16 protein-coding genes are annotated in these 16,676 nt (G+C 71.0%); 10 read left to right on the forward strand and 6 right to left on the reverse strand.

Annotated elements, in window-relative coordinates:
* The first annotated feature begins 87 nt into the window (after nucleotides 1-87).
* The 8 genes from ACQCO7_RS24995 to ACQCO7_RS25030 all read left to right on the forward strand — a co-directional run bounded on the left by ACQCO7_RS24995 (nucleotide 88) and on the right by ACQCO7_RS25030 (nucleotide 7,092).
* A complete protein-coding gene (locus ACQCO7_RS24995) occupies nucleotides 88-1,539 on the forward strand; it encodes a menaquinone biosynthesis decarboxylase (protein ID WP_464073928.1) in 1,452 nt (483 codons plus the stop codon).
* Between the two features lie 37 nt (nucleotides 1,540-1,576).
* A complete protein-coding gene (gene mqnP / locus ACQCO7_RS25000) occupies nucleotides 1,577-2,479 on the forward strand; it encodes a menaquinone biosynthesis prenyltransferase MqnP (RefSeq protein ID WP_464073929.1) in 903 nt (300 codons plus the stop codon).
* 224 nt (nucleotides 2,480-2,703) lie between these two features.
* Nucleotides 2,704-3,378 carry a UbiX family flavin prenyltransferase gene (locus tag ACQCO7_RS25005; RefSeq protein WP_464077286.1) on the forward strand — a complete coding sequence of 225 codons (675 nt, stop codon included), beginning with the start codon at nucleotides 2,704-2,706 and terminating at the stop codon, nucleotides 3,376-3,378.
* 181 nt (nucleotides 3,379-3,559) lie between these two features.
* Nucleotides 3,560-4,015 carry an Lrp/AsnC family transcriptional regulator gene (locus tag ACQCO7_RS25010; protein WP_409117094.1) on the forward strand — a complete coding sequence of 152 codons (456 nt, stop codon included), beginning with the start codon at nucleotides 3,560-3,562 and terminating at the stop codon, nucleotides 4,013-4,015.
* 158 nt (nucleotides 4,016-4,173) lie between these two features.
* Nucleotides 4,174-5,337 (forward strand): aminofutalosine synthase MqnE, encoded by a 1,164-nt coding sequence (mqnE, locus tag ACQCO7_RS25015; protein ID WP_010353944.1) that lies wholly within the window; start codon nucleotides 4,174-4,176, stop codon nucleotides 5,335-5,337.
* 102 nt (nucleotides 5,338-5,439) lie between these two features.
* Nucleotides 5,440-5,964, forward strand: coding sequence for an N-acetyltransferase family protein (locus ACQCO7_RS25020; RefSeq protein ID WP_464073930.1), 525 nt, complete (start codon nucleotides 5,440-5,442; stop codon nucleotides 5,962-5,964).
* Between the two features lie 74 nt (nucleotides 5,965-6,038).
* Nucleotides 6,039-6,344, forward strand: a complete 306-nt coding sequence (locus ACQCO7_RS25025; RefSeq protein ID WP_464073931.1) for a DUF4229 domain-containing protein — start codon at nucleotides 6,039-6,041, stop codon at nucleotides 6,342-6,344.
* A gap of 91 nt (nucleotides 6,345-6,435) precedes the next feature.
* Nucleotides 6,436-7,092, forward strand: a complete 657-nt coding sequence (locus ACQCO7_RS25030; RefSeq protein WP_464073932.1) for a TetR/AcrR family transcriptional regulator — start codon at nucleotides 6,436-6,438, stop codon at nucleotides 7,090-7,092.
* Nucleotides 7,093-7,127: 35 nt separating this feature from the next.
* On the opposite strand, the gene ACQCO7_RS25035 is transcribed toward ACQCO7_RS25030, so the two are convergent.
* Together ACQCO7_RS25035 and ACQCO7_RS25040 are read right to left on the reverse strand one after the other, a co-directional pair.
* A complete protein-coding gene (locus ACQCO7_RS25035; protein ID WP_464073933.1) occupies nucleotides 7,128-7,994 on the reverse strand; it encodes a MaoC family dehydratase in 867 nt (288 codons plus the stop codon).
* Nucleotides 7,994-9,292 (reverse strand): 3-oxoacyl-ACP reductase, encoded by a 1,299-nt coding sequence (locus tag ACQCO7_RS25040; protein ID WP_464073934.1) that lies wholly within the window; start codon nucleotides 9,290-9,292, stop codon nucleotides 7,994-7,996. Before ACQCO7_RS25040 ends, ACQCO7_RS25035 begins: the two co-directional genes overlap by 1 nt.
* Before the next feature lie 99 nt (nucleotides 9,293-9,391).
* On the opposite strand from ACQCO7_RS25040, the gene ACQCO7_RS25045 reads away from it, so the two are divergent.
* Complete coding sequence (locus tag ACQCO7_RS25045; protein ID WP_464073935.1) at nucleotides 9,392-10,714, forward strand: acetyl-CoA C-acetyltransferase; 1,323 nt, start codon at nucleotides 9,392-9,394, stop codon at nucleotides 10,712-10,714.
* A gap of 208 nt (nucleotides 10,715-10,922) precedes the next feature.
* Nucleotides 10,923-12,842, forward strand: coding sequence for an AMP-dependent synthetase/ligase (locus ACQCO7_RS25050; RefSeq protein WP_464073936.1), 1,920 nt, complete (start codon nucleotides 10,923-10,925; stop codon nucleotides 12,840-12,842).
* Nucleotides 12,843-12,881: 39 nt separating this feature from the next.
* Here ACQCO7_RS25050 and ACQCO7_RS25055 read toward each other — a convergent pair whose 3' ends face one another.
* The 4 genes from ACQCO7_RS25055 to ACQCO7_RS25070 form a co-directional block, all read right to left on the reverse strand.
* Complete coding sequence (locus tag ACQCO7_RS25055) at nucleotides 12,882-13,649, reverse strand: SDR family oxidoreductase (protein WP_464073937.1); 768 nt, start codon at nucleotides 13,647-13,649, stop codon at nucleotides 12,882-12,884.
* Nucleotides 13,646-14,623: an aminoglycoside phosphotransferase family protein gene (locus ACQCO7_RS25060; protein WP_464073938.1), complete on the reverse strand. Its 978-nt coding sequence runs from the start codon at nucleotides 14,621-14,623 to the stop codon at nucleotides 13,646-13,648. The genes ACQCO7_RS25055 and ACQCO7_RS25060 overlap by 4 nt, the downstream gene beginning before the upstream one ends.
* A gap of 222 nt (nucleotides 14,624-14,845) precedes the next feature.
* Nucleotides 14,846-15,793 (reverse strand): LysR family transcriptional regulator, encoded by a 948-nt coding sequence (locus ACQCO7_RS25065; protein ID WP_464073939.1) that lies wholly within the window; start codon nucleotides 15,791-15,793, stop codon nucleotides 14,846-14,848.
* A 221-nt stretch (nucleotides 15,794-16,014) separates the two neighbouring features.
* Nucleotides 16,015-16,650, reverse strand: coding sequence for a class I SAM-dependent methyltransferase (locus ACQCO7_RS25070; RefSeq protein ID WP_464073940.1), 636 nt, complete (start codon nucleotides 16,648-16,650; stop codon nucleotides 16,015-16,017).
* Between the last annotated feature and the right edge of the window lie 26 nt (nucleotides 16,651-16,676).

A 16,676-nucleotide genomic window follows, 5' to 3' on the forward strand; every position in this document is an offset into this window, starting at 1 on the left:
GGGCACCCTCAGGTACTAGACGGGTACCCCGCAGGTACGACGGGCCCCTGCGCGGGTCCGTCGAGTGGCTCGGCGATACTGGGACGCATGGCTTACGACGATCTTCGCTCCCTGCTCAGGGCCCTGGAACGCGAGGGCGACCTCAAGCGCGTGAAAGCCGAGGTCGACCCCTATCTGGAGGTCGGGGAGATCGTCGACCGCGTCCAGAAGGCCGGCGGCCCGGCGCTGCTCTTCGAGAACGTGAAGGGCTCGGCGATGCCGCTGGCCATGAACGTCTTCGGCACCGACCGCCGGCTCCTGAAGGCCCTCGGCCTCAAGTCGTACGCGGAGATCACCGAGAGGATCGGCGGCCTCCTGCGCCCCGAGCTGCCGCAGGGCTTCATCGGCGTCCGCGAGGCGTTCGGCAAGCTCGGCGCGATGACCCACGTACCGCCGAAGAAGGTCAAGGACGCGCCGGTCCAGGAGGTGGTACTCCAGGGTGACGAGGTCGACCTGGAGCAGCTGCCGGCCCTGTTCACCTGGCCGCAGGACGGCGGCTCCTTCTTCAACCTGGGGCTGACCCACACGAAGGACCCGGAGAGCGGCGTACGCAACCTCGGCCTGTACCGCCTCCAGCGCCACGACAAGCGCACGATCGGTATGCACTGGCAGATCCACAAGGACAGCCGCAACCACTACCAGGTCGCCGCCCGCAAGGGTGAGCGGCTGCCGGTCGCGATCGCCTTCGGGTGCCCGCCCGCCGTGACGTACGCGTCCACCGCGCCCCTTCCGGGTGACATCGACGAGTACCTCTTCGCCGGCTTCCTCGCGGGCAAGCGGATCGAGATGGTGGACTGCAAGACCGTACCCCTCCAGGTCCCCGCTGCCGCAGAGGTAGTACTCGAGGGCTGGCTGGAGCCCGGCGAGATGCTTCCCGAGGGGCCCTTCGGGGACCACACCGGGTTCTACACGCCGCAGGAGCCGTTCCCCGCGCTGACCATCGACTGCGTGACGATGCGCAAGCGGCCGTTGCTCCAGTCCATCGTCGTGGGGCGGCCCCCTACCGAGGACGGACCCCTCGGGCGGGCCACGGAGCGGTTCTTCCTGCCGCTGCTGAAGATCATCGTGCCGGACATCGTGGACTACCACCTGCCCGAGGCGGGCGGCTTCCACAACTGCGCGATCGTCTCGATCGACAAGAAGTACCCCAAGCACGCGCAGAAGGTGATGCACGCGATCTGGGGCGCCCACATGATGTCCCTGACCAAGCTGATCGTGATCGTCGACTCCGACTGCGACGTCCACGACCTGCACGAAGTCGCGTGGCGGGCCCTCGGCAACACGGACTACGCCCGTGACCTCAGCATCGTCGAAGGCCCCGTCGACCACCTCGATCACGCCTCCTACCAGCAGTTCTGGGGCGGCAAGGCCGGGATCGACGCGACGAAGAAGTGGCCCGAGGAGGGGTACACGCGGGACGGCGGCTGGCCGGAGATGGTGCTGCCGGACCCGGAGACGGCGGCGACGGTGGACCGGCGCTGGAAGGAGTACGGGCTGTGAGCCGCCCCCTACTTGAGAGTGATGCGAGGTACGGCCGGTGAGCGCGTCCGCCGCCGCGGTGCCCCAGCCGGGGCGTACGAGAGCTTTTCTGCGCCTCGTCATGATCGAACACTCGATCTTCGCGCTGCCCTTCGCGTACATCGCCGCCCTCACCGCGATGTTCCAGCTCGACCGGAACATCCACTGGGGCCGGCTGCTGCTCGTGACCATCTGCATGGTCGGGCTGCGGACGTTCGCGATGGCCGTCAACCGGATCATCGACCGGGAGATCGACGCGCGCAATCCCCGTACGGCGCAGCGCGAGCTGGTGACGGGCGCGATGTCGGTACGGCACGCGTGGACCGGCGCGCTGATCGCCCTCGTCATCTTCCTCGGCTCGGCCGCGCTGCTGAACCCGCTGTGCCTGGCGCTCGCGCCCGTCGCCGTCATCCCGATGGTCGTATACCCGTACGGCAAAAGGTTCACGAACTACCCCCAGGCGATCCTCGGTCTGGCCCAGGCGATGGGCCCGATCGGCGGCTGGCTCGCGATCACCGGCGAGTGGTCCTGGGACGCGGTGATCCTCGGCCTCGCGGTCGGCGTCTGGATCGGCGGATTCGACCTCATCTACGCCTGCCAGGACATCGACACGGACCGCGAGACCGGTGTCCTGTCGGTCCCGGCCCGCTTCGGCATCCCCGCGGCGGTCTGGTCGGCCCGCGCCTGCCACGCCCTCACGACGGCCCTGTTCGTCTGGTACGCCCTGGCCACGGACGCGGGCGCGTTCTTCTGGCTGGGCCTCTTGATCGTCGCGGGCGCCTTCGTCTACGAGCACACGATCGTCCGCCCCCACGACCTCTCCCGCCTCAACCGGGCGTTCTTCTCGGTGAACGGCTTCATCGGCATCGCGCTGTTCGCGTGCGCGCTGCTGGATCTGCTGGTGCGGGGGCTGACGGTCTGAGCAGGGTGCGGTTCCTGTGAGCGGTACGGCACCCGCAACTCGCGTGCCGTACCGCCGGAGTACTACCCCGCAGGTAGGGGCCCCGGCGTACGCCTCCGGGGGTATCGGCGAGCTCTCCGTCCCCGCCCGCGCCCTCCCCGTCGACCGTGAGGGGCCCGGCCGGTCCTGAACCTCTTCATGCCCGCCGGTACGCTCAAGGTGTGAACGCAGGAGAAACGGAGCGCGTGCCTTGGATCGTGGGGGTGTCGGGGGCGTCGGGGACGCCGTATGCCGGCGCTGTCCTGCGGGCGTTGCTGGCAGCGGGCGAGTGTGTCGACCTCGTCGTCAGCCGAGCCTCGCGGCTCACTCTGCTGGACGAGACGGGGATCTCGTTCCGCGACGGGCACTGGCGCGAGGACCTGGGGGAGTGGCTCGGCAGGGGCGCGGACGGCAAACCTCAGAGCTACGACGTCGAGCTGAACCGCGTACGGTACTGGCCGGCCGGTGACCTCGCCGCGGGCCCGTCCTCGGGGTCGTACCCCTCCAGGGGGATGATCATCGTGCCCGCGTCGACGGCCTGCGTCGCCGGAGTCGCCCTCGGTCTGTCGAAGGACCTCCTCCAGCGCGCGGCGAGCGTCACCCTCAAGGAGCGCAGGCCGCTGGTCGTCGCCGTCCGGGAGACCCCGCTGAACGGCCAGACCCTGCGCCACCTCGTCACCCTGGACGACGCGGGCGCGAGCGTGGTCCCCACCTCGCCCGCCTTCTACGCCGGCGCGACCCACATCCAGGACCTGGTCGACTTCGTCGCCGGCCGGATCCTGGACTCGGCGGGCGTCCCGCACGGCCTCTACCACCGCTGGAAGGGCGAACTCGGCGGGGGCGGCGACGGCCGCGTACCCGGGGGCGCGCGCGCCGACTGAGCGCCGCTCCCCGCATCACGCACGCCCCGTACGGGTCTACCCGGGTAGTACGGGAGACCGACCCGGCGGCAGGGGAACCGGAGGCCCGTGGGGGACCCTCCGTACCGTCACGGGCACACGTCAGGAACCTCGCAGATCCCTTCGAGCGCGAACGGATCTCTCATCGGAAGGCGCGAATCGCATGGACGCCGTGGACAGGCAGCTCATCCAGGCCCTGAGGGAGAACGGCCGGGCCTCCTACGCGGAGCTGGGACGCCTCGTCGGCCTGTCGGGACCCAGCGTCACCGACCGCATCAACCGGCTGGAGGCGGCCGGCGTCATCACCGGCTACCGGGCCACCGTGGACTCCGCCTCCCTCGGCCTCGGTGTCACCGCCCTGATCGGCATCTCCCTCTCGGACGCCGCCGACCACGAGGACGTCGCCCGCCGGATGAAGGACTTCGGCGAGATCGAGGACTGCTGGTTCATCGCCGGCGACGACTCGTTCATGCTCAAGGTGCGGGCGGGCGACGTGGACGGCCTGGAGCGCATCATCCGCCGTCTGTCGGGGACGAAGGGGGTCTCCCGTACCCGTACGACCATCGTCCTGTCGACGAAGTGGGAGAACCGGGTGGGGGCGCTGCCCGAGGAGGCGTAGGCGTAGGGGTACGGGGCGGCCGGGGGTGGCACGCGGGCCGTGTCGTACCCAGGAGCTACGGGTCGCACATACCCCCGTACCTGAGAGCCACTGCCCCTCCGCTCCCCTGAACTGCGGGGGAGTACCTTTGGGGGAGCTGTCGTACGAAAGGTGGAGGCATGGACGTCGGGCTCAAGCGCGAGCTGGAGGAGAAGGTCCGCTCCGGCGAGCGGCTGACCCGCGAGGACGGCATCGCCCTGTACGCGTCGGACGACCTGGCCTGGCTCGGCGGTCTGGCGCACGAGGTGCGGACACGCAAGAACGGCGACGTCGTCCACTTCAACGTCAACCGCCACCTCAACATGACCAACGTGTGCACGGCGTCGTGCGCGTACTGCTCGTTCCAGCGCAAGCCGGGTGAGAAGGACGCGTACACGATGCGCATCGAGGAGGCCGTCCGGCTGGCGACGGAGATGGAGTCGGAGAACCTCACCGAGCTCCACATCGTCAACGGCCTGCACCCCAACCTCCCCTGGAGGTACTACCCCCGCTCGCTGCGTGAGCTGAAGGCGGCCCTGCCGAACGTCTCGCTGAAGGCGTTCACGGCGACGGAGATCCACCACTTCGAGACGATCTCCGGCCTGTCCGCCTCCGAGATCCTCGACGAACTCATCGACGCGGGCCTGGAGTCGCTGACCGGCGGCGGCGCCGAGATCTTCGACTGGGAGGTCCGGCAGCACATCGTCGACCACCGCACCCACTGGGAGGACTGGTCGCGCATCCACCGCCTGGCGCACGAGAAGGGTCTCAAGACCCCGTGCACCATGCTGTACGGCCACATCGAGGAGCACCGCCACCGCGTCGACCATGTGCTGCGGCTGCGTGAACTCCAGGACGAGACCGGCGGGTTCCAGGTCTTCATCCCGCTGCGCTACCAGCACGACTTCGTCGACCTGAAGGACGGCAAGGTCCGCAACCGCCTCCAGGAGCGCACCCGGATGGCGACCGGCGCCGAGTCCCTGAAGACGTTCGCGGTCTCCCGCCTCCTCTTCGACAACGTCCCGCACGTCAAGGTCTTCTGGGTGATGCACGGCGTGCAGACCGCCCAACTCGCCCTCCAGCACGGCGCGGACGACATGGACGGCTCGGTCGTCGAGTACAAGATCACCCATGACGCGGACAACTTCGGCACCCCGAACAAGCTGACCCGCGAGGACCTCCTCGACCTGATCCGCGACGCCGGCTTCCGCCCGGTGGAGCGCAACACGCGCTACGAGATCATCCGCGAGTACGACGGCGCGGACCCGCTGCGCCGCGAGTCGCCGCAGCCGATGCGGCTCTGACTCCCAGGTACTAGAGCTCTACGACCGACGGCGCCGGAGGGGCCTCAAGGGTGTGACCGAGTAGTCACCCGGTACTGGACGGGTAAGACCTACGATGACTCTGTGACCCTTACCTTCACTCTCGACCCCTCCGTCACCCCCGACCTCCGCGACGGCGTCCTCGACCTCTGGACGGACGTCTCCAACGCGGGCGGCGCCGTCGGCTTCGTCGCCCCGGTCGACCGGGAGACCGTCCGCCCGGCGCTGCTGAAGCACCTCACGGAGATGGCGGAGGGCCGCGTCCACCTGCTGGTCGGGCACGACGAGGCGGGCAAGGTCGCCGCGACCGCCTTCCTCAGCCTCAACACCCACCGCCTGATGGCGCACTGGCTGTGGCTCTACACGGTGATGGTCCACCCCTCCCACCAGGGCAAGGGGTACGGCCACGACCTGCTCGCCGCCGCCGAGTCCGCCGCCCGCTCCCTCGACGGCATCGAGGCGATCCGCCTCACCTGCCGGGGCGGCCTCGGCCTGGAGCGGTTCTACGGGTCCTACGGCTACAAGGAGGTCGGCCGCATACCGGACGCGATCCGGGTGGCTCCCGGGGACGACCGGGACGACATCGTCATGCTGCTGCCCCTCCTCTGACCCCCGTCCAAGATCGCCCGTACGGCGTGGTTGACTGGACGACGGACCTTTTCGAACCGGAAGAGTGGATTGCCATGCTCCGCTACACGCTGATGCGCCTCGGGATCTTCGTGGGCTGCCTCGGGGTCGTCTGGGGTCTCGCCTACACCGGAATCGTCCCGCGCGGTCTCGGCGACTCCAACGGCATGTGGCTCGTGCTGCTCGCGCTGGTCCTCTCCGCGCCGATCAGTTTCGTGGTCCTGCGCGGGGAGCGGGACCGCGCCTCCGAGAACGTCGCCCTGCGCGTGGACCGGATGAAGGCCAACCTGGAGGCCAACCGCACCCAGGAGGACGCCGAGACCGACGAGGTGGCGCCGCGCGTGCAGGGCCAGACCTCCTGACCCACGCGCTCCGCGGCCTTGGCCGGCGGCTGAGCCAGGCGTCGCCGCCCGAGGGGGAGTTGAACCGGCGGACAGGCCCTAACCTTGGCCCATGGGTGCCGTGAAGACCAAGCGGATGCCGCGCGCGGTCCGTGAGCAGCAGATGCTGGACGCCGCAGTGCGGATCTTCGGACGCCGGGGCTACATGGCCGCCTCGATGGACGAGATAGCCGAACTCGCCGGTGTCTCCAAGCCGTTGGTGTACCTGTACCTCAACTCCAAGGACGACCTCTTCACCGCGTGCATCCGCCGCGAGGCCGCCGCGCTGATCTCCGCGATCCGCTCCGGGATCGCCACGGACCTGCCCGCCGACCGCCAACTCTGGGACGGGCTGCGGGCGTTCTTCGCGCACACCGCCGAGCACCAGGACGCCTGGTCGGTCCTCCACCTCCAGGCCCGCACCCACGGCGAGCGGTTCGCCCGCGAGGTCGCCGCGATGCGCGAGGAGATCGTCGCCTTCGTCACGGGCCTCATCGTCGCCGCGGCCCGCGAGGCCCACCGCGACCCCGACCTCCCCGAGCGCGAGGTCGCGGGTCTCGCGGTGGCGCTGGTGGGCGCGGCCGAGTCCCTCGCGGACTGGGCGAACACGACGGAGGGCGTCACCGCGCGGGAGGCGGCGACGACACTGATGAACTTCGCGTGGTCGGGGTTGTCGAACTTGATGGAGGGGCGGCGGACGTGGTCGGCGCCGGAGCCGGGGGCGGAGTAGCTCGGGGGTAGTCCCCGTGCAGCACCCCGCCCGCCTCAGGACCCCTCCACCAGCGGGTCCACCCGCCCGTTCACATGCACCCGCCCCGCCTCCCCGTCCCGCGCCCTCTCCCGCAGCTCGAACCGCCCCCCGTCCGACGCGAACACCACGGCGGACGGCAGCAGCACCGGTGCCCGGAACTCCGCCCGTACCCGCACCGCCGGTGGCGTCCCGTGTGCGGCGAGGCAGCGTGCGGCCGTCCACATGCCGTGTGCGATGGCGCGGGGGAACCCGAAGAGGCGGGCGGTGAAGGCGTAGAGGTGGATGGGGTTGCGGTCCCCGGAGGCCGCCGCGTACCGCCGGCCCACGTCTCCGGCGAGCCGCCACTCGTCGAGCACGGGGAGAGGCCGAGCCTCTGAAGGAGCGTCAACTCCCTTGCCCGAACCGCCTTCCGTCCGGTGCCGCGCCAGATACGTACTCCGTGACTCCCACACGACCTCCCCGCCCCGCCGCAACTCGGTGACGACCGTCGCCTCGGTTCCCCGGCGATGCGGCGCCAACCCCTCGACGTGCACGCCGAGTTCGTACACCCCGGTCGCCGCGAGCGTCCCGTACCGGCTGATCTCGATGGACGTGTGCACGAGCCCCAGCAGCGGCAGCGGAAAACTCCGCGCGCTCATCAGCCGCATGGCCGGCGGAAACCCGAGGACGTGCGGATAGGTCACCGGCAACGAGTCGTCCCCGGTGGCGAATCCGCAGACGCGTTCGTACGCGGACAGCCGCGCGAGATCGATCCGCAGCCCGGGAACGACGACCCGCTCCCGCGTGAACCCGGCGTCGGCGCGCGGCCGTTTGAAGGGGGAGAGGAGCGCACCCCGGACGAAGGACGGGGCCAGCGAGGGGACAGAGGCGAGCGTCGGCATCAAGCCCCCAGCAGACTCTGGCCGCAGACCCGCACGACCTGCCCGTTGACGGCCCCGGACGCCGGATGCGCGAGCCAGGCGGTCGTCTCGGCGACGTCCGCCGGAATCCCGCCCTGCGCAAGGGAGTTCATCCGCCGCCCGGCCTCCCGGATGAACAGCGGCACGGCGGCGGTCATCTTCGTCTCGATGAACCCGGGCGCGACGGCGTTCACGGTCACCTCGTGCTCGGCAAGAGCGCGCGGCGCCAACGCCCGTACGAGACCGGCGATCCCCGCCTTGCCGGCCCCGTAGTTGGTCTGCCCGGCATTCCCCGCGAGCCCGGCGATGGACGCGGTCGCGACGATCCGCCCGCCCGGCCGCAGCGTCCCCTTCCCGAGCAGCGCATCGGTGGTGCGCAGCACGCTCGCGAGGTTGACGTCGAGCACCGAACTCCACCGCTCGGCGGGCATGTTGACCAGCCGCCGGTCGCGGGTGATCCCGGCGTTGTGGATCAACACATCGAGCCCGTCCGGCAGTTCGGCGGCGATCCGCTCCCCGGCGTCGGCGGCGGTGATGTCCAGCGCGAGGGCCCGTCCACCGAGCCGTGCCGCGAGCCGCCGCGCCTCGTCCTCGGCCTGCGGCACGTCGAGCACGACGACCTCGGCCCCGTCCCTGGCGAGCGTCTCGGCGACGGCCGCGCCGATCCCCCGCGCACCCCCGGTGACCAGCGCGATCCGCCCCGCGAGGGGCCGCTCCCAGTCCCCGGCGAACGCCTCGCCGCCGCCCACCTCGACCACCTGCCCGCTGACGTACGCGGACTTCGGCGAGAGCAGGAACCGCAGCGTCGACTCGGCGGCCCCGGCGTCGGTGACCCGCACGAGGTTCACGGTCCGGCCGCGCCCGATCTCCTTGCCCAGCGACCGCGTGAACCCTTCCAACGCCTGCTGCACGGCGGCCTGTTGATGGTCGGAGGCGTCAAGTGGCGCCCCCAGCACCACGATTCGCCCGCTCGCGGCGACGGACCGGACGACGGGGTGCAGGGCGGCGTGCACCTCGGCGAGCGTCTCGACGTCCCGCACCCCGGTCGCGTCGAGGACGACCGCCGCCGGATCGCCGGAGCCGGTGCCAAGTCCCGTGCGGGCGAGGACGGGTGAGAGGTCCAGCGTCGACGTACCGGCCGTAAGGTGAACCAAGGTACCGGTGAGGGACGGGCGTTCGGGTGAGAAGCGCAGGAGCGCAGCGGGCTGCGGCAGGCCGAGCCGGCGAGTGAGGAAACGGCCGGGTGCGGTGGCGGTGAAGCTCAGATAGCGGTCGGCCATGTACGTCTCCCAAGGTCTCGCACGGGCCCGGCGGAATTACTTACTCCGGAGTAAGGTTACCTGGGGTAAGTCTAGGTCAAGGGTGAGGAGCAGGTCGAGATGAGTCCCCTGGAGCTGGTGCGCGACGGCGAGTCCAAGCCCCCGGTCGAGCCCCCGCGCGCCCGCCGGGTCGCGGTGATCGGCGGCGCCCGCACCCCCTTCGCGCGCTCCGACGGCCCCTACGCGACCGCCTCCAACCAGGAGATGCTGACGGCCGCCGTGAACGGCCTCGCCCTGCGCCACGGCCTCGATGTCCCGGGCGTGGTGGGCGAGTTCGTCGCCGGGGCGGTCCTCAAGCACAGCCGCGACTTCAACCTCGCCCGCGAGACGCTCCTCGGCTCGAAGCTGGACGCGCGGACCCCGGCGTACGACATCCAGCAGGCGTGCGGCACCGGCCTCCAGGCGATCATCGCCGCCGCCAACAAGATCGCCCTCGGCCAGACGGACTCGGCCGTCGCGGGCGGCGTCGACACCGCGAGCGACGCCCCGCTCGGCGTCAACGACGACCTGCGCCGCATCCTCCTGGAGGTCCGCCGCGCCAAGTCGGCGGGCGCCCGCCTCAAGGCCCTGGCGAAGATCCGCCCCGGCCACCTGGTCCCCGACATCCCGCGCAACTCCGAGCCCCGCACGGGACTTTCGATGGGCGAGCACGCGGCGGTCACCGCCCGCACCTGGGGCATCTCCCGGGCGGAACAGGACGAGTTGGCGGCCACGAGCCACCAGCGCCTCGCGGAGGCGTACGAGAGCGGCTTCTTCGACGACCTCGTCGTCCCCTTCCGGGGCCTTCGGCGCGACCAGAACCTGCGCCCCGACTCGACGGTGGAGAAACTCGCCGCGCTCAAGCCGGTGTTCGGGACCGACGGACCCGATCCGACGATGACGGCGGGCAATTCGACGCCGCTCACCGACGGCGCGGCGGTCGTGCTGCTCGCCTCCGAAGAGTGGGCGGAGACACGGGGGTTGGAGCCGCTGGCGTACCTCACGGCGTACGAGACGGCGGCGGTGGACTTCGTACGCGGTGACGTCGCCGGCGGGGAGGACGGCCTGTTGATGGCGCCCGCCCACGCCGTACCGCGCATGCTGGAGCGAACGGGCCTCGGTATGGGGGACTTCGACTTCGTGGAGATCCACGAGGCGTTCGCCTCACAGGTGTTGGCGACGCTGGCCGCCTGGGAGAAGCAGGGGCTCGCGCCGGTCGACCGCGAGCGGCTCAACGTCACCGGCTCGTCCCTGGCGACCGGTCACCCCTTCGCGGCGACGGGCGCCCGGATCGTCGCGACGCTGGCCAAGCTGCTGGCCGAACGGGACGCCCCCGGGCGGGGGTTGATCTCCATCTGCGCCGCCGGGGGACAGGGGGTGACCGCGATCCTGGAGCGAACGTGACACTTCCTCACATAACCTCGATACTGCACAGCCCCACCCCCGGACCACCTCCCGACCCTCACAGGCCCCCCACGTCAGCACCGTACGATCACCGTGCCTAACCGCTGGTAACCGCGTCCCCCGAGGCCCCAGGCTGAACGCCTCGGTGCACGAGGCCCGTATGTCCTGCAGCAAGCGTTTTTTCCGCTGCGTGCCCAGGGAGCCGCCCGTGTCCACCTCGTACCCCTCGTCGGCCGACTACGCCGACGGCGCTCCCCCCGCCCTCGTCGAGCCCGAGGTCCGGCGGCTCGACGGAGTCGTCCGCGAGGCGGCCGTACCGGCGCTCGCGCCGCCCGTCACCCACGGCTCCCTCGCCGAACTCCCGTACGACAACGCGGCGGTGGCGCCCGGCCAGATCGTCCTCAGCCGCCGCGACGCCGAGGGGCGCTGGAGCGACGTGACGGCGGCGCAGTTCGCCGCGCAGGTCCACGCCGTCGCCAAGGGGCTGATCGCCGAGGGGCTGGTGCCGGGGGACCGGGTCGCGATCATGGCCCGTACGACGTACGAGTGGACGCTCCTCGACTTCGCGGCGTGGGCGGCCGGACTCGTCACCGTCCCGGTGTACCCGACCTCGTCGGTCTTCCAGGTCCGATGGATACTTCAGGACTCCGGCGCCGTGGCTCTCGTGACCGAGACCCTCGGGCAGGCATCGGCCATCGGGCCCGAGCGGGACCGGCTGCCCGACCTGCGGCACATCTGGGTGATGGAGAAAGGGCACGTGGAGCGGCTCGCCGAGGCCGGGGCGCACGTCCCCGACGCCGAGGTGGAGATCCGCAGGGGGATGCTGATCCCCGACACCCTGTGCACCCTGATCTACACCTCGGGTACTACGGGACGACCCAAGGGCTGCGCCATCACCCACGGCAATTTCTTCGCCGAGGTGGACAACGCGATCGAGCTTCTCCACCCGGTCTTCAAGGCGCAGGGCATCGAGGTCTCCGTCCTGCTCTTCCTGCCGATGTCGCACGTCTTCGGCCGGATGGTCGCCATTGCCGCCGTCCGCGCCCGGGTCCGCCTCGGCCACGCGCCGAGCATCAAGTCCGAGCAACTCCTCCCGGATCTCGCCGCGTTCAAGCCGACCTGCCTGCTCGCGATCCCCTACATGCTGGAGAAGGTCTTCAACGTGGCGCGGGCCCGCGCCGAGGCGGGCGGCCGGGTCACCTCCTTCGACCGGGCCGTGTCCGTCGCCCGCCGCTACGGCGAGGCCGTCGAGGCGCAGAAGACCGGCACCGGCTCGGGCCCCGGCGCGGCCCTGCGCACCGCCCGCACCTTCTACGACCCCCTGGTCTACCGCCGGATCCGCAACGCCATGGGCGGCCGGGTCCGGCACGCCATCTGCGGCGGCTCCCCGCTCGGCCGCCGCCTCTCCTCCTTCTACCTCGGCGCCGGCATCGAGATCTACGAGGGGTACGGCCTCACCGAGACGACCGGCGCGACGACGGTGACGCCACCCCTCAAACCCCGTCTGGGGACGGTCGGTTGGCCCATGCCGGGCACCCGCATCCGGATCGCGGCGGACGGCGAGATCCTCATCGCCGGGGAGCACGTCCTGCGCGGCTACTGGGACCCGGCCGCCGGAGGCGTCGTCCCCGCCGCGCCCGACGGGTGGCTGCCGACCGGTGACATAGGGGAGCTGGACGACGAGGGGTACCTCACGATCACCGGCCGCAAGAAGGAAATGATCATCACGGCGGGCGGAAAGAGCGTCGCCCCGGCGCCACTTGAGGACTGGCTCCGCTCCCACCCCCTGATCTCCCAGTGCATGGTCCTCGGCGACGGCCGCCCCTACGTCTCCGCCCTCATCACCCTCGACCCCGAAGGCGTCACCCACTGGCGCCGCATGAACGGCAAACACTCCGTCCCCACCGAACTCCTCATCGGGGACGAGGAGTTGGAGTCCCACCTGCAACGCGCCGTCGACGATGCCAACAAACTCGTCTCCCGCCCCGAATCCATCAGGAAGTTCGCGGTCCTGCCCACCGACTTCACCGAAACGGCAGGGCACTTGACGCCGTCGATGAAACTCAGGAGGGCGACGATCCTGCGGGACTTCTCGGAGGTCGTCGAGGGCTTGTACGAGCAGCGGTAAGGGGGGGGCGCCGGGGACGTGACGCTGCGGAGCTTCGGGCTAGGACGCGAACCCCCCGTTGCTCATGAGGAGTTGGCCGTTGACCCACTGGCCCTCGGGGGAGCACAGGAAGCCGACGAGGTGTGCGGTGTCCTGCGGAGTGCCCGTACGGCCCAGGGGAGTTCGCGCGAGCACCGACGCGCGGATCCCGTCGTTCATCCAACCCGTGTCCACCGGGCCGGGGTTGACGACGTTCGCCGTGATCCCGAGGCGGGCCAGCTCGTGCGCGGCGGCCTGCGTGATGCGGTCCAGGGCGCCCTTGCTCGCGCCGTACGGCAGATTGTGCACGGTGTGGTCGCTGGTCAGGGCGACGATACGGCCCGTGCCGTGCGGGGCGTCGAAGCGGCGGCCGAACTCGCGGATCAGCAGCCAGCTCGCCCGCGCGTTGACCGCGAAGTGCAGGTCGAAGCTCTCCACGCTGGTGTCCAGGATCCCCGAGTCGACGCTCTCGCAGTGGCACATCACCAGCGCGGTGACCTTGCCGAGCCGCTCCTCGACCTCGTCGAAGATCCTTGCCGGGGACCCGGGGCGGGCGAGGTCCGCCTCGACCGCGTGTACAGCGGCACCCCGCTCCACGAGCCCCGCCGCGATCACCTCCGCCGCGCCCGGCTCCCGTCCCCAGGCCATACGGTCGTCGTACGGCGTCCAGTGCGTGAACGCTATGTCCCAGCCGGAGTCGGCGAGTTGAGCCGCTATCCCCGCACCGATGCCGACCGTCCGGCCCACTCCGGTGAGCAGGGCGAGCGGACGGGAAGGCGTAGTCGTCATGGACGAGGATGGTCCGGCAGGCCCGGCGCCGCCGCAAACGCTTTTCCGTCCGTCAGCACCTCCGCCAACTCCTCCACGAACGCGGTGAGCCGCTCCAGTTCCGGCCCGCCCCGCGCCACCCGGAACCCATGCCGCCTCGCCCAGAACGCGGCCTGCACGGCGTGGAGTTGGGCCCAGCGCCGCAGCCGCTCCCGCTCGACGCCGGCCGCCTCGCCGAAGACGTCCAGGAGCCGCAGCGTCGCCGCCCGCAGATCCGGCGCGACCAGCAGCGAGAACGCCCGCGTCTTCAGGAAGTTCGCCCCGTCGTAACCCTGGTCGCCCGCATACCCCTTGGGGTCCACGGCGAGCCACGGCTCCCGCTCGGCGCGCAGGATGTTACGGGCGTGCAGGTCGCCATGGACGAGGGTGTCGGGCTGATCCCGGCCGAGGTCCCGCACGGTGGCGTGCGCGAAGTCGAGGACGCGAGCGGGGATGTTGTGCTCCAACTCCCCGGCATCCACGCCGAGTTGCTCGGCCCATTCGTCGGCACGGTCGCTGAGCCGGGGCAGCTGGGCGGGCGCGGGCACCGCGAGCCGTCGGCTGAGCTGCCCGGCGACCGACGCGATGAGGTCCTCGTCGGTCTCGCTCTCGCCCAGCGTCACCGACCCGACCCGCTCCAGCAGCATCGCGAACCGCGCGTCGTCCCGCTCGTACAGCAGAACGGCACCCCGCCCCGCCCAGGCGGCGAAGGCGTCGGGCTCGTGGACATTGCCGGGGTGAGGGAAGGAGACCTTCAGTACGGCGGGCCCGTGGCTCTCACGTACTACGGGTACGACGAGCCCGACCCCGCCGAACATCAGCTCGCCGTCGACAGCGCAACCCCAGCGGTCGAGCAACTCGGCGACGATCCCGGGGAGTTCGGAGATCCAGCGCTCGCCCGGCGCGCCCTCACGGGCGACGGTGGTCCGGGCGAGGACTTCGGGTACCTCGATCATCCGGGCACTCTAGTCCGGCACTTCGCGCGGGAGACGTACCGCCTGCTCACCGCCGCGAGTCCGCTACTCCGCGGGAGGTGCACCGCTTGTTCACCGCCGCGAGTCCGCTACTCCGCGGGAGGTGCACCGCTTGTTCACCGCCGCGAGTCCGCTACTCCGCGGGAGGTGCACCGCTTGTTCACCGCCGCGAGTCCGCTACTCCGCGGGAGGTGCACCGCTTGTTCACCGCCGTGAGTCCGCCACTCCGCGCGGGAGAGGTACCGCCTGTTCGCCGCCCTGAGTCCGCCGCTGCCGCAGTTCCACGACCAGTTCCGCGAACGCCCGCGCGGGCGGGCTCAGCGCGTCCCAGCGCCGCATCGCCCAACCGACGGGCAGGGGACGCAGATCGGGCAGCGGCACGAGCCGCAACGCCCCCGCGCCGGACGCCGCCAGACCCGGCAACGCCGGTACCACCGCCCGGCCCACCCCCACCTCGGCGAGCAGCAGCGCCGTGTCCCAGTCGGCGACGCTCGTGTCGTACGCGAACCGCACGCCCAACTCCGCGCAGGCGGCGTCCAGATGGGCGGCCGAGGTGGAGTTCGGGGGCAGGCGGATCAGCCGTATGCCGTCCAACTCCCCTGAGTCCAGGGCCGTTCGCCGGGCGAACTCGTCGTCCTCGCGCACCGCGAGCAGCCACGGCAGCTCCACCACCGGGCGCTGCTCGATGCCGCGTACCGGCGGTCCCAACGTGATCCACGCGAGGTCGAGCGTGCCGTCCGCGAGCGCCTCGAAACTGCCCCGGCCCGAACTCACCGTGCGGAATTCGAGGTTGACGTTCGGATGCCGCTCGCGGAAGGCGACGACCGCGTCCGACATGAAGTGCCGCACGGTGGTGGCGCCGGTGGCGAGCCGTACGTATCCCCGGCCGTCGTCGACGAGATCCCTCAACTCCCGTGCGGCCAGATCGAGTCCGGCGATCCCGTCCCGGGCGGCCCGCTCCAGGATCCGCCCGGCCTGCGTCACCGCGACTCCCCGGGGCCGCCGCTCCAGCAGCCCCACCCCGAACTCCCGCTCCAGCCGCTTCACATGCTGACTGACCGCCGACTGCGTGCACCCCGACTCCCGTGCCACAGCGCTCAGACTCCCGGCCCGGCACACAGCGACGAACACCCGCAGATCTTCCAGTGTCATACCCCCAAGCAAACACTAGGGTCCAGCAACAAATCCCAAGGATTGACTCCCCCTTCCCGCTCGTACGACGATCTCCCCGGGCCCACGGCGGCAACCCGCTCCCCACCCGGGAGGGAGCGGGTGCCGACCATTTCCCCGGCGAGAAGGGGAACGCATGAAGAGACAGGAACCGACCGCAGCCCCAAGGGAGTTGAGCGCGGTCACGACCCCTTGCCCGGCGACTACCGCACCCGCTGGGCGATCAGGAACGCGTGCGGTGTCCTCTCCTCCTCCATCGGCTCCCGGACCGTGCGCGACAGCATCGTGAAACCGGCCTCCGTCAGCAGCCCCTCCATGAACTCCGGGCGGCGGCGCAGGAAGTCGATGGCGACCGGGTGGCCCCAGGGCTGGTCGTAGTGGCGGGGTTCGTCGCCGACCTGGAAGGCGAGGAGGAGGTGGCCGCCGGGGGTGAGGGCGCGGTGGAAGCCCTCGAAGAGGCGGGGGAGTTCGGGTGACGGCGTGTGGATGGACGAGTACCAGCACATGACGCCGTCGAGCGAGCCGTCCAGGAAGGGGAGGTCGAGCATCGAGCCCTGTTCGAAGCGGATCCCGGGGTTCTCGCGGCGGGCCACCGCGAGCATCGACTCCGACAGGTCGAGCCCGGAGATGTCCAGGCCGAGCCCGGCGAGGCGCCCCATGGACCGACCGGGCCCGCACCCGAGATCGGCCACCTTCCCACCCGCGCCCACGAGTTCGGCGTACACCTCCAGTACGGCCCGCTCCAGCGGCCTCTTGGCCAGCTCGTCCTGGTACCGCTCGGAGTAGTCCTCGGCGATGGCGTCGTAGAAGGTACGGGTGGTGGTGAGGAAGTCGGTCATGGCGGGTGACCCTAACCGGCACCACT

The sequence above is a fragment of the Streptomyces saintjeani genome, assembly GCF_055409605.1.